Here is a 13,428-nt window from a genome sequence, read left to right as displayed (position 1 = left end):
ACTAGCGCCACTAGCGCCGGCGCCGGCGGAGGAGCAGCAGGGTCGCGGCGATCGCGAGCACGAGCCCACCGAGCAGGGCCGGCGCCACACCGAGGTGGCGGAGCACCCACTCGACCAGCCGCCGGCTGCGCGAAGTGGGGTCGGCCAGCACGATCGCGGTGAACGCGACGGCGAGCGCGCCGGCGCCGCCGAGCAGCCATCTCCCGGGCCGGGTGCCGAGCCCGGCCCGGCGGCGGATCACCCTTCCGGCCCGGACGATCCGGCCCACCCGCAGCACGCGCAGCGCGCCGAGGGACAGGAGCAGCCGGAGCACCTGGGCCGGCCCGACCACGAACACCACGGCGGGGACCGCCACGACGAGCACCGCCAGCTTCCACCGGTGCCGGCTCAGCCAGGACGGCACGTTCCGGCTGAGCCAGAGCAGCACGAGCGACTCGCCGGCGAGCACGACCAGTGACGCCCAGTTGAGCACCCGGCCCACGTCGGCCGCCGGTCCCTCGGCCGTGGTCAGGAACACGGCGGGAACGGACACCAGCGCCGCGAGCAGGACCGGAACGGTCAGGCGGGCCTCGAGCCGCTCGGCACGGGTGTCCCCCACGGACCGGTCGGGTTCGCTCATCGCCACCCGATGCTAGATGCCGCGGAACACGGCGGAGGTGACACGGCTCGCCGCGCGGGAAACGGAAGTGCTTCGACGGGCACCGGTCGGGTACCGTGCGGCTCATGTCGAGCCCCGAGGCGTTCACGGTGGGGGCTTTCGGTCACGCCGTCAGCCCCCTGAACCACTGAGTTCGTCGTTCTACCGTCCGCCGCGTCCGCGGCCGGACGGGTGCGCCCGTGGGTGCTGACCGCGGTGACGAGACGCCTCTTTCTCGCGCTTCTCCTCACCTCGGAGCCACTCGATGCCTCTCGCGCTCTACCTGCTCGCCATGGCGGTCTTCGCCATGGGTACCTTGGAGTTCATGCTCGCCGGCCTCGTGCCGGACCTCGCCTCGGACCTCGACGTGACCGTCGGGGCAGCGGGCACGCTCACGTCGGCGTTCGCGATCGGAATGATCGTCGGCGCCCCGTTGATGGCCGCGCTCGCCCGCAATCGGCCCGGACGATCCAGCCTCCTCGGGTTCGTCCTCGTGTTCTCGGCGGCCCACGCCATCGGCGCCGCCGCCTCGAGCTTCCCGGTCCTGTTCGCGACCCGCGTGGTCGCGGCCGTCGCGAACGCGGGGTTTCTCGCCGTGGCGCTGGCGACCGCCGCCACGCTGGTCCCTCCCGGCGCGAAGGGGCGCGCGCTCGCCGTGCTGCTGTCGGGCACGACGCTGGCCACGGTCGCCGGGGTCCCCGGCGGCTCGGTTCTGGGCACGGTGCTCGGGTGGCGGGCGACGTTCTGGGCCGTCGCCGTCCTCTGCCTGCCCGCGGCCGTCGGCATCCTCCGCGGGATCCCGGCGCGCCCGGTCCGGGAAGGCGAAACGGGCGGGCCGGCGCTGCGATCGGAGCTCGCTCAGCTCGGGCGGCCACGGCTGATCCTGGTCATGCTGCTCGGCGCGCTGGTGAACGCGGCGACCTTCGGAAGCTTCACCTTTCTCGCCCCCGTCGTGACCGGCACCGCCGGGCTGGGCGAGCTGTGGATCTCCGTCGTTCTGGTGCTCTTCGGCGCCGGTTCCTTCGCCGGTGTCACCCTCGCCGGACGGCTGTCCGACCAGCGCCCCGGCCTGGTCATCGCGGTCGGCGGTCCACTGCTGCTCGCCGGCTGGTTGGCCCTGGCCGTGCTGGCCGAGGAGCCGGCCGCTCTGCTCGTCCTCGTGTTCGGGCAGGGCGCGCTGTCGTTCGCGGTGGGCGGCACGCTGATCACCCGGGTGCTGTACGAGGCGGCGGGAGCCCCCACCATGGCCGGGTCGTACGCGACCGCGGCACTCAACGTCGGTGCCGCCGTCGGGCCGCTCATCGCCGCGAGCACACTCGGCACCGTGGCGGGGGACCTCGGGCCCCTCTGGGCGAGCGGACTCCTCGTCGCGGTCGCACTGGTCGCCGCCTTCCCCCTGCGCGGTGTGATCGCGGACGGCCGGCGCGACCAGGTGCTTCGGTGACGGCGGGAGACGCTCCGGCCGCCTCGCGAGTGCTGGACGTAGGCGCGGGTGCGGTGGTCGGTGGCTACGGGGGTGATGACTCGGCCGAAGTGGTCCCGCCCGTGTCGAGCAGCTCCCGCGGGACGGGGAGCGGTGGCCAGGTCCCCCCGCCCGGGTCGAGTCCGGCGGCGGGCCGGCCGGTCATGCCAAGGTCGCGCGGCGCAGACCGGGGGCGGCCAGCACCGTGCCGGCTGCTACCGCGGCCAGGCCCGCGTGCACGCCGAGCATCGCCGCGGTCCCCAGCCGACCGACGAGCAGACCGCTGAGCAGGTTGCCCAGGGGCACGGCTCCGAACGACATGAGCGCGAACACCGACATGACCCGGCCGCGCACTTCCGGTGCCGCGGCGCGCTGCAGCAACGAGACGAGCACCAGCCCGCACTGGGCGCCGAGCGCTCCCAGAAGCGCGTAGCCGCCGAGGGCGACCGGCAGTGCCGTCCCGCCCGTGACGGCGGTCGGGTCGTCCGGCACCGTCAGCGCCAGCGCGCCGAACACCGCGCCCAGTGCGGCCGTGCTGGCGACCAGCATCGCCCCGGCCGGCCGCCTGACCGGCCAGGCGAGGCTCAGCAGGAAGGACGCGGTGGTGCCCACGGTGAAGGCGGTGAGCAGCAGTCCGGCGCCGGTCGGGCCGCCACCCATGCCGTCCGACACCAGCACCAGGCCGATGTTCACGGGGCCAGCCAAGGCCAGTTCGACGAGCAGGTCCGCGAGCACGAGCACACGCAGGAGCGGATGGCGGGCCACGTGGGTCAGACCTTCGGTGAGCTGGCCGAGCAGGCCCCGCGGGGCCCTGGCGGCCGTCGCCTCGGCGGGCGGCGACCCGTCGGCGGCATCGGCGGCATCGGCGGCATCGGCGGTGGAGTGTCGGTGCCCACGGCGGATCCACACCAGCACCACGGCTGAGACGAGGAAGCTGACCGCGTTGCCCACGGCGACCAGCGCGGCGCCGCCGAGTGTGATGAGCCCGGCCCCCACCGGGCCCCCGCGGCCTGTCCCGCGCGCAGTCCGATCATGTACAAGGCGTTGCCTCGAACCAGGTGGCGCGGCGGCAGCAGCAGGGGCGCAGCGCACCCGAGGCCGGTATGAACAATGCCCCCACCAGGGACAACACGGTGGCCGCCACGGTGAGCACCACTACCGAGGGCCCGGTGAGAACCACCACGACGGCCGCGGCGACCATCACGACCGCCCGCAGGAGATCGGCGTGCACCATGACCCGTGCCGGGCCGAACCGGTCGGCCAGCACTCCGCCGCCGAGCAGCGCGACCAGCCGGGGCAGCCCGGACAACGCGAGCAGGCCACCCGCGGCGGCCGGTCCGGCTTGTTCGGTCAGAGCAGTGGTCAGGGCGATGACCCACGCCGCGTCGCCCAGGGTCGACAGCCCCGTGGAGCCGACGAAACCGAGATAGCTCGCCGACAGCGGGCGGCGGCGGTCGGGGTCGACCCCTGGGGCGCCGGCCCGCTCGACGGCGGGCTGGCGCCCAGCCCTGCCACGAGCCTCGTCCGGTTCAGAGGTCATGTGCCGTTCCTTCGTCGTCGGTCGTCGCCCACCCATCGACCAGTCAGGCGGTCACGGCAGCGTGCCGGCGGCGGGGTCCTCGTCGACGGCGAGCAGGGCCGCACGGCCCAGACCGACGGCCGTCGCCCCCATGGCCAGGCGGGTCGTCGCGCGACGACCCTCCCACATCCGGCCGGAGGCCAGCAGGCTGCGCCCTCCGAGCGCGGGACCGCCGCGCCCGCGATACGCCGGAGGCATTCCGCGAGGGGCAGACCCACCCCCACACCTCGGCGTCGGCGTCCTCGGTGCTCTGCTGGACGACAACCCCACCGAGCCCGTTCAGAACGCGTCGCGGTAGGCGATCAGCTGGTCCAGAAGCGCCCGGCCGTCCGACGGATCGTCGGTGGAGTCGGCCGTCGTGGTCAGGTGCCCGTAGCCGTGCACCGGCACCACGTTCTCCCCGACGACCATCGGGATGCCGAGGCTCCTATGCGGGCACGGCGCCAACGTCCGGTGCGTGCGGCTGAGCGACTTCCGGCCAAGGCCGCAGATCCCGTTCAGGACACCACGGTCAGTCAGGCGATGGGCCAAGACCTCACCGGGAGACGCTCATCCACATCCTCACTGTCAGCCGAGGTCGGCGAGCTTGCGCTCCAGCAACGCCCGCTCGCGCTCGTTGCCGCACAGCCCCACCGCGCGCTCCAGTTCGCGGCGCGCCTCGACGCCGCGGCCCAGGCGGGTGAGCAGCTCCCCGCGCACGCTCGGCAGCAGGTGCGAGGTCGACAGCGCCTTGGCGGCCACCAACTCGTCCACGATCGGCAGCGCCGCGGCCGGCCCCTGCGCCATGGAGACCGCCACCGCCCGGTTGAGGTCAACCACCGGTGACGGCGCGAGCCGGCCGAGCGCCTCGTAGAGGAGCACGACGCGCTCCCAGTTCGTCGCCTCGACGGACGCGGCGACGGCATGGCACTCGGCGATCGCCGCCTGCAGGCCGTAGGCGCCCAGGCCCCGGCCGGCCCGCTCGACGCGGGCCAGGGCGGCCCGTCCCCTGCGGATCGCGGCGCGGTCCCAGCGGCGGCGGTCCTGGTGCTCCAGCAGCACCGGCTCGCCGTCCGGCCCGGTGCGCGCGGGGAACCGCGCCGCGGTCAGCTCGAGCAGCGCCAGCAGGCCGTGGACCTCGGGCTCGTTCGGCACCAGCCGGGCCAGCACCCGAGCGAGGCGCTGTGCCTCGCCCGCGAGGTCGAACCGGATCAGATCGCCACCCGAGCTGGCCGAGGATCCCTCCGTGAAGATCAGGTAGATCACGTTGAGCACCGACCCGAGCCGTTCGGTCCGCTCCGCGGCCGGCGGCAGCTCGAACGGCACCCTGGCCGCTCCGAGGGTCTTCTTCGCCCTGGTGATCCTGGCCTGCACGGTGGCGGTCGGGACGAGAAAGGCCCTGGCGATCTCGTCGCTGGTCAGGCCGCCGACCACGCGCAGGGTGAGCGCGACCCGCGCCTCCCGGGACAGCACGGGATGGCAGGAGATGAACATCAACGCGAGCACGTCGTCGTCGATCTGGTCCGGGTCCCACAGCACGTCCTCGGCTTCCCTCGCCGGATCGGCGGGCGCACTCCCCGCGGTGGCGCCGCCCTCGCCCAGGTCGTGGGCGAGGGCGGCGTACCGCTCGTCGAGGGCGGAGCGCCGGCGGAAGGCGTCGATGGCGCGGCGCCGGCCGACGGTGAGCAGCCACCCCGCGGGGTTGCGGGGCGTGCCGTCGCGTGGCCAGGTGACGAGCGCCTCGGCCAGCGCCTCCTGCGCCAGATCCTCGGCGAGCGCGAAGTCGCCGGTGTAGCGCGCCAGCGCGCCGACGATCCGCGCGGACTCGATCCGCCAGACGGCGGCGACGGCCTCCCGGCCTCCCACGTCGGTCATCTCCCGCCCGTTCCGCTCACAGCTGGCCGGTGGCCTCGCGCCAGGCCCGCTCCTTCTGGATCCACTCGTTGTCCTGCGGGAACTCGTCGATCGAGGTGACCCGGCGAATCTCGGTCTTCAAGCCCGGCCCCTTCATCGGCGCCCGCTTCGCCCACTCCACGGCCTCCTCCTTGGAGGCGACGTTGAGGATCCAGAAGCCGTTGAACAGCTCCTTGGTCTCACCGTACGGGCCGTCCGTGACCACCGGCGGCTCGGACGAGTAGTCCACGACCACGCCCTCCGCGGCGTCGTCGAGCCCCTCGGCGGCGACCAGCACGCCGGCCCGGATCATCTCGTCGTTGAAGCGGCCCATCGACTCGATGATCTCGTTGAAGTCGACGTCCTTGAACCCCTCGAACGCCTCGTCGGTGGCGCGCATGATCAGCATGTACTTCATGGTTGTCGTCTCTCCTCCGTGGTGCGGGTCCCTCTCGAACCCTCTCATCCCTGGGTCGAACGGCGGGTGGCGTGGATCGACAGCGTCCCGAAATTTCTTTGGAGAGACTTCGGCGAGGGGTGAGTGGCGGCCGGTGAGGGAGCGAACGCCCTGGTCAACTGCTCAGCACGACGGCCACGATGCCGGCGAGGTGCGCCAGCCGGGCCACCTCGGCGGCGCGGAACATCGGCCCGCCGGGCCGGCCCACCAGCAGCGCCTTGTCCGGCTTGCCCAGCGGTGTCGCGGCCAGCTCGGTGCCCAGCTCCTGCCACGTGTCGGGCACCCACGTGTCCTCGCCGTCCAGCACGGTGGCCCGCTCCAGCGGCAGCCACGGCAGCTCGTCCAGCGGCGCCTCGGGCGCGGCGGTGGAGGCGGCCAGCCGGTGCACCTCGTCCCCGGTGTGCCGGACCACCAGCGACCACCCCGCCCGGATGATCTTCGGCACGCCCTCGGCGAGGACCTCCAGCCCGCGCGCCGGGTGCGCGGCGATCTCCTCCACCAGCTCGAGCTCGCGGTGGGTGTCCAGCACCCCTGCGTACGGCCGCACGGCGTCGACCTCGACGCCCTCCACGCTCTCCGCCGCGGTGATCAGCGCGTCGGGCAACCGCCCGGAGGGCAGCTCCACCACCAGGTCGTCCACGGCGATCCCACCGCCGCGCTCCACCACGTCGACGCTGAGGATGTCCGCGCCGACGGTGCCGAGTGCCGTGGCCACCGCACCGAGGGTCCCCGGGCTGTCCGGGAGCTGCACCCGGATCAGGAAGGACAACGCGAAACCCCTCTCGGGTTGGAGCTCCAGCCTCGCCGTGGAGCGCACTCGTGCCGGTCGACGATTGTGACAGACCGGCCCGCGAGTACGGCCTGCCGTCCGCGTAGCGAGATCAGGTTGTGCCCTTCATCCGCGCCGGCCCGGCCGCCCTGCCCGCGCAAACCCGATCGAGTGCGCCGCATCCGTCCCCATAGAATTGCCCCTTCGAACGCGTTCGAACCAGAACCCGAGCAGGACCCGACAAGAACCCTGGGAGACACCCGCGTGTCCACGATTTCCCGCGACGAGGTCGCACACCTCGCCAGACTCGCCAGGTTGGCCGTCACCGACGACGAGCTGGACACGTTCGCCGGCCAGCTCGACCAGATCCTGGACGCGGTGGCCAAGGTGGGCGAGGTCGCCGGCGAGGACGTCCCACCCACCTCGCACGCCGTGCCGCTGACCAACGTGTTCCGCGCCGACGAGGTGCGCCCGGGGTTGACCCAGCAGCAGGCCCTCTCCGGTGCCCCGGCCGCCGAGGACGGGCGCTTCCGGGTGCCCAGGATCCTTGGGGAGGACGCGTGAGCGACCTCGTCCACCTGACCGCCGCCGACCTCGCGGCGCGGATCCACGCCCGCGAGGTCTCCGCCGAGGAGGTCACCGCCGCCCACCTCGACCGCATCGCCGAGGTCGACGACGCCGTGCACGCGTTCCTGCACGTCGACGCCGAGGGCGCGCGGGCGGCCGCCCGCGCCGTCGACGCCGACCTCGACGCCGGCCGCCCCCCGGCCTCCCCGCTGGCCGGCGTGCCGCTGGCGCTCAAGGACGTGTTCGCCACCAAGGACATGCCCACCACCTGCGGCTCCCGCACCCTGGAGAGCTGGCGGCCGCCCTACGATGCCACCGTCACCCGACGGCTCCGCGAGGCCGGCGTGGTGATCCTCGGCAAGACGAACATGGACGAGTTCGCCATGGGCTCGTCCACCGAGAACTCCGCGTTCGGCCCGACTCACAACCCGTGGGACCACGCCCGCATCCCGGGTGGCTCCGGCGGCGGGTCCTCCGCCTCGCTGGCCGCCTTCGAGGCGGCGCTGGCCGTCGGCACCGACACCGGCGGCTCGATCCGCCAGCCCGGCGCCGTCACCGGCACGGTCGGGGTGAAGCCGACCTACGGCGGCGTGTCCCGGTACGGCCTGGTGGCGTTCTCCTCGTCACTGGACCAGGGCGGGCCGTGCGCCCGCACGGTGCTCGACGCGGCACTGCTGCACGAGGTGATCGCCGGGCACGACCCGCTCGACTCCACCTCGATCGACGCGCCGGTGCCGCCGGTGGTCGCCGCCGCCAGGGAGGGAGCCGCGGGCGATCTGTCCGGGGTCCGCGTCGGCGTCGTCCGGGAGCTCTCCGGCCATGCCGCCTCCGCGGGACGGAGTGCGTCGGCGGGTGGCGACGGGTACCAGCCCGGCGTGCTGCGCTCGTTCGAGGCCGCGGTGGAGCAGTTGCGGGCGCTCGGCGCCGAGGTCGTCGAGGTCTCCTGCCCGCACTTCACCTACGCGTTGCCGGCCTACTACCTCATCGCGCCGAGCGAGTGCTCGTCCAACCTCGCCCGGTTCGACGCCATGCGTTACGGGCTGCGGGTGGGTGACGACGGCACCCGCAGCGCCGAGGAGGTCATGTCGCTCACCCGCGAGGCCGGCTTCGGCGCCGAGGTCAAGCGGCGGATCATGCTCGGCACCTACGCGCTGTCGTCCGGGTACTACGACGCCTACTACGGCTCGGCGCAGAAGGTCCGCACCCTCATTCGGCAGGACTTCGACGCCGCGTTCGAGCGGGTCGACGTGCTCGTCTCGCCCACGACGCCGACCACCGCGTTCAAGATCGGCGAGCGGGTGGACGACCCGATGGCGATGTACCTCGCCGACCTGTGCACGATCCCGGCGAACCTGGCCGGCAACGCCGCGATGAGCGTGCCGAGCGGCCTCGCCGACGAGGACGGCCTTCCGGTCGGCCTGCAGATCATGGTGCCGGCGCTGGCCGACGACCGGCTGTACCGGGTGGGCGCGGCCTACGAGGCGGCCAGGGACGCCGCCGCCGGTGGGTCGCTGGTCCACCGCGTTCCGGAGCTGAAGGGAGTCCGGGCATGACCGCCGCGGCCGAGCTGATGGACTACGACGAGGTGGTCGCGCGCTTCGACCCGGTGCTCGGGCTCGAGGTGCACGTGGAGCTGTCCACGGCGACCAAGATGTTCTGCGGCTGCCCCAACCTGTTCGGCGGGGAGCCCAACACCCACGTCTGCCCGACGTGTCTCGGCCTGCCCGGGTCGCTGCCGGTGGTCAACGCCACGGCGGTGGAGTCGGTCGTCCGGATCGGGCTGGCGCTGAACTGCCGGATCGCGCCGTGGTGCCGGTTCGCCCGGAAGAACTACTTCTACCCGGACATGCCGAAGAACTTCCAGACGTCACAGTACGACGAGCCGATCGCCTTCGACGGCTTCCTCGACGTCGTGCTCGACGACGGCGAGGTGGTCCGGGTCGGCATCGAGCGGGCGCACATGGAGGAGGACACCGGCAAGTCGTTGCACGTCGGCGGCGCCACCGGGCGGATCCACGGCGCCGAGCACTCGTTGCTGGACTACAACAGGGCGGGCGTGCCGCTGATCGAGATCGTCACCAAGCCGATCGCCGGCACCGGCGCCAGGGCGCCCGAGGTGGCCCGCGCCTACGTCACCGCGCTGCGCGAGCTGATGCGCGCGCTCGACGTCTCCGACGTGCGGATGGACCAGGGCTCACTGCGGTGCGACGCGAACGTCTCGCTGATGCCCAAGGGGGCCGCCGAGTTCGGCACCCGCACCGAGACCAAGAACGTCAACTCGTTGCGCAGCGTGGAGCGCGCGGTGCGGTACGAGATGACCCGGCAGGCCGCGGTGCTCGCCGGTGGCGGCCGGGTGGTGCAGGAGACCCGGCACTTCCAGGAGTCCGACGGCACCACCTCGCCGGGCCGGACCAAGGAGACCGCCGAGGACTACCGGTATTTCCCCGAGCCGGACCTGCCGCCGATCGCGCCGTCCGCGGACTGGGTGGAGCGGCTGCGGACCACGCTGCCGGAGATGCCGGCGCAGCGGAGGCGACGGATCCAGACCGAGTGGCGGCTCACCGACGAGGAGCTGCGCGACCTGTTCAACTCCGGTGCCGTCGATCTCGTGCAGGCCACGGTGGACGCCGGCGCCAAGCCCGGCGAGGCCCGGAGCTGGTGGGTGAACTTCCTGGCCCAGGAGGCCAACACGCGCGGCGTGGAGCTGGCCGCGCTGCCGATCGAGCCGCGGCAGGTGGCCAGGGTGATCGAGCTGGTCGACTCCGGCGAGCTGACCAACAAGCTGGCCCGCGAGGTGGTGCGGGGCGTGCTGGCTGGTGAGGGCGAGCCGGACGACGTGGTGGCCGCGCGCGGCCTGAAGGTGGTGTCCGACGACTCGGCGCTGCTCGCCGCGGTGGACGAGGCGCTCGCCGCGCAGCCGGACGTCGCGGACAAGATCCGCGGCGGCAAGGTGCAGGCCGCCGGGGCGGTCGTCGGCGCGGTCATGAAGGCGACCAAGGGCCAGGCCGACGCCAAGCGGGTCCGCGAGCTGATCCTGGAACGGGTCAACGGGTGACGGCGGCTCGGCGCCGCGCGGACGGTGCGTCGGCGTGGGCCGGCTCGCGGAGGTGAGGCGGCGCGAGTGGCTCGGCCTCGCCGCCGGGCTGCTCGCGGTGGCGGCGCTGTTCCCGCCGTGGACCACGCTGGGCTCGAGCCTCCCGGAGACCGCCGCGGCGCTGGCCGAACTGCCGGCCGACGAGGTCACCCGGAGCGTGTGGGAGGCGGGGCCGCTGGCGTGGTTCCCACCACTGCTGCTCGCGCTCGCCGGTGCCGCGGTGGTCGTGCTCGGCCAGCGGCCGTCGGTGCGCCGGGCGGGGTTGCCGCACCTGTGGCTGGTCGCCGCGGCGGTCGCGCTGGCCCTGCTCGTGCTGGGCTGGTTGACCATGGAGTGGCGGTACGACGTCGACCGGCGGGAGCTGTTGCGCGAGCTCGGGGTGAGCGTGCGCGCGGGTGCGGGGCGGTGGCTGGCCGTGGTCGCCGGGGTGGTGTCGGGCATCGCCGCGGTGCTGGACGTCCGAGCGGTGCGCCGAACCCCGCCGGCGCGGCGCCCTGGATCGGTCTAGACATCTCCTGGACGTGGCCGGCGTCACCTGGATAAGCTGCGCCAATGGCAGAGGTGGCATACCAGAAGGCATCACGCGTCTACTCCGGCTCGCCGCCGGTCCGCGCGGTGGACGGGCTGGATCTCGAGGTCGACGACGGCGAGTTCCTGGTGCTGGTCGGGCCTTCCGGGTCGGGCAAGTCCACGGCGCTGCGGATGTTGGCCGGGTTGGAGGACGTCGACGAGGGCGGCATCTCCATCGGGGGCAAGGACGTGACGACGGTGCCGCCGAAGGCACGGGACATCGCGATGGTGTTCCAGTCCTACGCGCTGTACCCGCACATGACCGTCGCGGAGAACATGGGCTTCGCGCTGAAGCTGCGGCGGATGCCGAAGGCGCAGATCCGGCAGCGGGTGGCCGAGGCGGCCGAGCTGCTGGACCTGACGAAGTACCTGGACCGCAAGCCGAAGGCGCTCTCCGGCGGGCAGCGGCAGCGGGTGGCGATGGGGCGGGCCATCGTGCGCGAGCCGGCGGTGTTCCTGATGGACGAGCCGCTGTCGAACCTGGACGCGAAGCTGCGGGTGGAGACGCGGGCGAACATCGCGGCGCTGCAGCGGCGGCTGGGCACGACCACCATCTACGTCACGCACGACCAGGTGGAGGCCATGACCATGGGGCACCGGGTCGCGGTGCTCAAGGACGGGGTGCTGCAGCAGTGCGACACGCCGCGAGCGCTGTACGACCGGCCGGCGAACGCGTTCGTCGCCGGGTTCATCGGCTCGCCGGCGATGAACCTCAAGACCGTGCCGCTGGCCGAGGGCGGTGCTCAGCTGGACGGGCTGACCGTGCCGGTGCCGCGGATCGCGAGCGCCGATGCCGGCGGGCTGGCCCAGGTGACCCTGGGGATCCGGCCCGAGTCGCTGCGCCCGGTCGGGGCCGGTGAGCCGGGGATGGACCTGCGGGTCGAGTTGGTCGAGGAGCTCGGCGCGGACGCGCTGGTGCACGGCACCGTGCGCGTGAGCGGCGAGGACGAGCGGTTCGTGGTCCGGATGGACGGGCGGGTGCCGCCGTCGCTGGGCGACACCCTTCAGGTGACCGTGCGTGACCCGGACGAGGTGCACCTGTTCCACCCGGAGAGCGGAGAGCGCCTGGCCGCCTGACCGCGCACCCGCGTGGGGTTGCGTTCCACGTCACCGTGTTGGCGTCGCACGCGGCCAACACGGTGACGTGAGCGGCGAACACGGCGACGTGAGGGGCGAACACGCCGAGAGAGTGCGCCCGCCGGTCCGAAGCCCGGGCCTCAGTCGCGGCCGCCGCCGGGGACGTTCTGCTGGCGGCTGATCACGACCACCCTGTCGTCGCTGGAGACGGGGTCCCCGCCGTCCTTGTTCGCGGTCCCCACGAGCGCCAGGTCCGGGGTGACCGGCGAGATGCCGGTGAGCCGCCCGTACCCGGCGTTGTTCCGGCCGTCCATGCTGACCACCGGCTTGCCGTTCGCCGTGCCGTCCCCGGTCACCGGCACGTTCTGCAGGTTCCCGTCACCGGTCGCCGCCACGGCCACGACGTCACCCCAGTCCACGCACCCGGCGACCCCCGGTCGCTCCGGCCACGACCACACCGGCACGACGTCCCCGCCGGTCGGCACCCGGTGCAGCACGTCCTTGCCGGGCGCCCGGTCGGTCACCCACAACCGCTGGCCGTCGGCGGCCGCGCACAGCCCACCCGGTGCGTGCAACCCGCGGGCCAGCACCCGCGAGCCGGCCGTCGGGTTGCCCTTCGCCGGCTCCCCCGAGGTGTCGATCCGCAGCACCTTCCCGGCCAGTGAACCGGGATCGGCCGCCGCCTCGGGGTCGCCCGCGTCACCGGTCGCCACCAGCAGCGCGCCGTCCGGCCCGGTCAGCAACGCTCCGCGGTTGCCGCTCGCTGCCTTGGGAATTCCGGTGAGCACCGGCTTCGGCGGCTGCCCCTGGGCGAACCGCACCACCCGGTTGTCCGTCGTCGTCGTGACGTAGGCGAACACCAGCCGGTCCTCGGCGTAGCTCGGCGACAGCGCGAGCCCGGTCAACCCGCCGTCACCGGCGGCGTCGACCTCCAACCGGGCGATCTCGGTCTGCTCGACGCCGCCACCCTGCCCCCGGCCGACCAGCATCACCCGCCCGCTGCGCCGCTCGCCGGCCAGCGCCGTCAGCCGCGTGCCGTCACCGGGCAGCGCGGCCACCGCCGACACGGTGTCCAGGCAGGTCGCGATCACCGCCCTGTCGAAGTCGGTGCACCCGTCCGGCGGCGGCACCGAGTTGGGCGCACCGCCCGGTCGGCCCGGCGAGGGCCCGCTGCCGCCCACCTCGGGCAGCTCCGGCTGCGGCCCCGCCGGCGCGGTCAGCTCGGGCGCCGGCTCGAACGTCTGCCCGGCCACCGGGTCGTCGAACCTCGCGCACCCGGACAGCAGCAGCCCACCGCAGGCCACCAACGCCAGCGGTCGGCCGAGAACAGCACGGACGCCCACG

General features: G+C 73.7%; 15 protein-coding genes. 6 read left to right on the top strand and 9 right to left on the bottom strand.

The genetic code is table 11. The features are described 5' to 3' along the window. Window positions 1-10: 10 nt before the first annotated feature. Window positions 11-619, bottom strand: coding sequence for a hypothetical protein (locus BM051_RS05115; RefSeq protein WP_166677545.1), 609 nt, complete (start codon window positions 617-619; stop codon window positions 11-13). A 283-nt stretch (window positions 620-902) separates the two neighbouring features. Between BM051_RS05115 and BM051_RS05110 the strand changes: the two genes are divergently transcribed. Continuing rightward, window positions 903-2,081, top strand: coding sequence for a Cmx/CmrA family chloramphenicol efflux MFS transporter (locus tag BM051_RS05110; protein ID WP_092528663.1), 1,179 nt, complete (start codon window positions 903-905; stop codon window positions 2,079-2,081). 180 nt (window positions 2,082-2,261) lie between these two features. On the opposite strand, the gene BM051_RS05105 is transcribed toward BM051_RS05110, so the two are convergent. The 7 genes from BM051_RS05105 to BM051_RS05075 all read right to left on the bottom strand — a co-directional run bounded on the left by BM051_RS05105 (window position 2,262) and on the right by BM051_RS05075 (window position 6,776). After that, a complete protein-coding gene (locus BM051_RS05105; protein WP_092528661.1) occupies window positions 2,262-3,095 on the bottom strand; it encodes an MFS transporter in 834 nt (277 codons plus the stop codon). A 34-nt stretch (window positions 3,096-3,129) separates the two neighbouring features. Next, entirely contained in the window at window positions 3,130-3,639 is a 510-nt protein-coding gene (locus tag BM051_RS05100; RefSeq protein WP_092528659.1) for an MFS transporter, read from the bottom strand. Between the two features lie 51 nt (window positions 3,640-3,690). Continuing rightward, a complete protein-coding gene (locus tag BM051_RS05095; protein WP_092528657.1) occupies window positions 3,691-3,876 on the bottom strand; it encodes a hypothetical protein in 186 nt (61 codons plus the stop codon). An 81-nt stretch (window positions 3,877-3,957) separates the two neighbouring features. Beyond that, window positions 3,958-4,089, bottom strand: a complete 132-nt coding sequence (locus BM051_RS30295; RefSeq protein WP_279587010.1) for a hypothetical protein — start codon at window positions 4,087-4,089, stop codon at window positions 3,958-3,960. Window positions 4,090-4,245: 156 nt separating this feature from the next. Then, window positions 4,246-5,532, bottom strand: a complete 1,287-nt coding sequence (locus BM051_RS05085; protein ID WP_092528654.1) for an RNA polymerase sigma factor — start codon at window positions 5,530-5,532, stop codon at window positions 4,246-4,248. 16 nt (window positions 5,533-5,548) lie between these two features. Further along, window positions 5,549-5,968: a YciI family protein gene (locus BM051_RS05080; RefSeq protein WP_092528652.1), complete on the bottom strand. Its 420-nt coding sequence runs from the start codon at window positions 5,966-5,968 to the stop codon at window positions 5,549-5,551. Between the two features lie 154 nt (window positions 5,969-6,122). Next, window positions 6,123-6,776 (bottom strand): ACT domain-containing protein, encoded by a 654-nt coding sequence (locus tag BM051_RS05075; protein ID WP_092529591.1) that lies wholly within the window; start codon window positions 6,774-6,776, stop codon window positions 6,123-6,125. A 264-nt stretch (window positions 6,777-7,040) separates the two neighbouring features. Here BM051_RS05075 and gatC point away from each other — a divergent pair, with 264 nt between their 5' ends. The 5 genes from gatC to BM051_RS05050 are packed head-to-tail and all read left to right on the top strand — an operon-like array spanning window position 7,041 to window position 12,084. Next, window positions 7,041-7,340, top strand: a complete 300-nt coding sequence (gene gatC / locus BM051_RS05070) for an Asp-tRNA(Asn)/Glu-tRNA(Gln) amidotransferase subunit GatC (RefSeq protein ID WP_092528650.1) — start codon at window positions 7,041-7,043, stop codon at window positions 7,338-7,340. Further along, window positions 7,337-8,896 (top strand): Asp-tRNA(Asn)/Glu-tRNA(Gln) amidotransferase subunit GatA, encoded by a 1,560-nt coding sequence (gene gatA, locus BM051_RS05065; protein WP_092528648.1) that lies wholly within the window; start codon window positions 7,337-7,339, stop codon window positions 8,894-8,896. The genes gatC and gatA overlap by 4 nt, the downstream gene beginning before the upstream one ends. Then, entirely contained in the window at window positions 8,893-10,398 is a 1,506-nt protein-coding gene (gatB, locus tag BM051_RS05060) for an Asp-tRNA(Asn)/Glu-tRNA(Gln) amidotransferase subunit GatB (protein WP_092528646.1), read from the top strand. The genes gatA and gatB overlap by 4 nt, the downstream gene beginning before the upstream one ends. 34 nt (window positions 10,399-10,432) lie before the next feature. Next, window positions 10,433-10,945 (top strand): hypothetical protein, encoded by a 513-nt coding sequence (locus BM051_RS05055; protein WP_243859172.1) that lies wholly within the window; start codon window positions 10,433-10,435, stop codon window positions 10,943-10,945. Between the two features lie 44 nt (window positions 10,946-10,989). Further along, window positions 10,990-12,084 carry an ABC transporter ATP-binding protein gene (locus BM051_RS05050; RefSeq protein WP_092528644.1) on the top strand — a complete coding sequence of 365 codons (1,095 nt, stop codon included), beginning with the start codon at window positions 10,990-10,992 and terminating at the stop codon, window positions 12,082-12,084. A gap of 140 nt (window positions 12,085-12,224) precedes the next feature. Here the strand turns inward: BM051_RS05050 and BM051_RS05045 are convergent, their stop codons facing one another. Continuing rightward, a complete protein-coding gene (locus BM051_RS05045; protein WP_243859171.1) occupies window positions 12,225-13,427 on the bottom strand; it encodes a PQQ-dependent sugar dehydrogenase in 1,203 nt (400 codons plus the stop codon). Window position 13,428: the final 1 nt, after the last annotated feature.

This window comes from Amycolatopsis arida, assembly GCF_900115565.1.
GTDB lineage: Bacteria > Actinomycetota > Actinomycetes > Mycobacteriales > Pseudonocardiaceae > Yuhushiella > Yuhushiella arida.
This window is presented reverse-complemented; position numbering and strand designations above follow the sequence as displayed.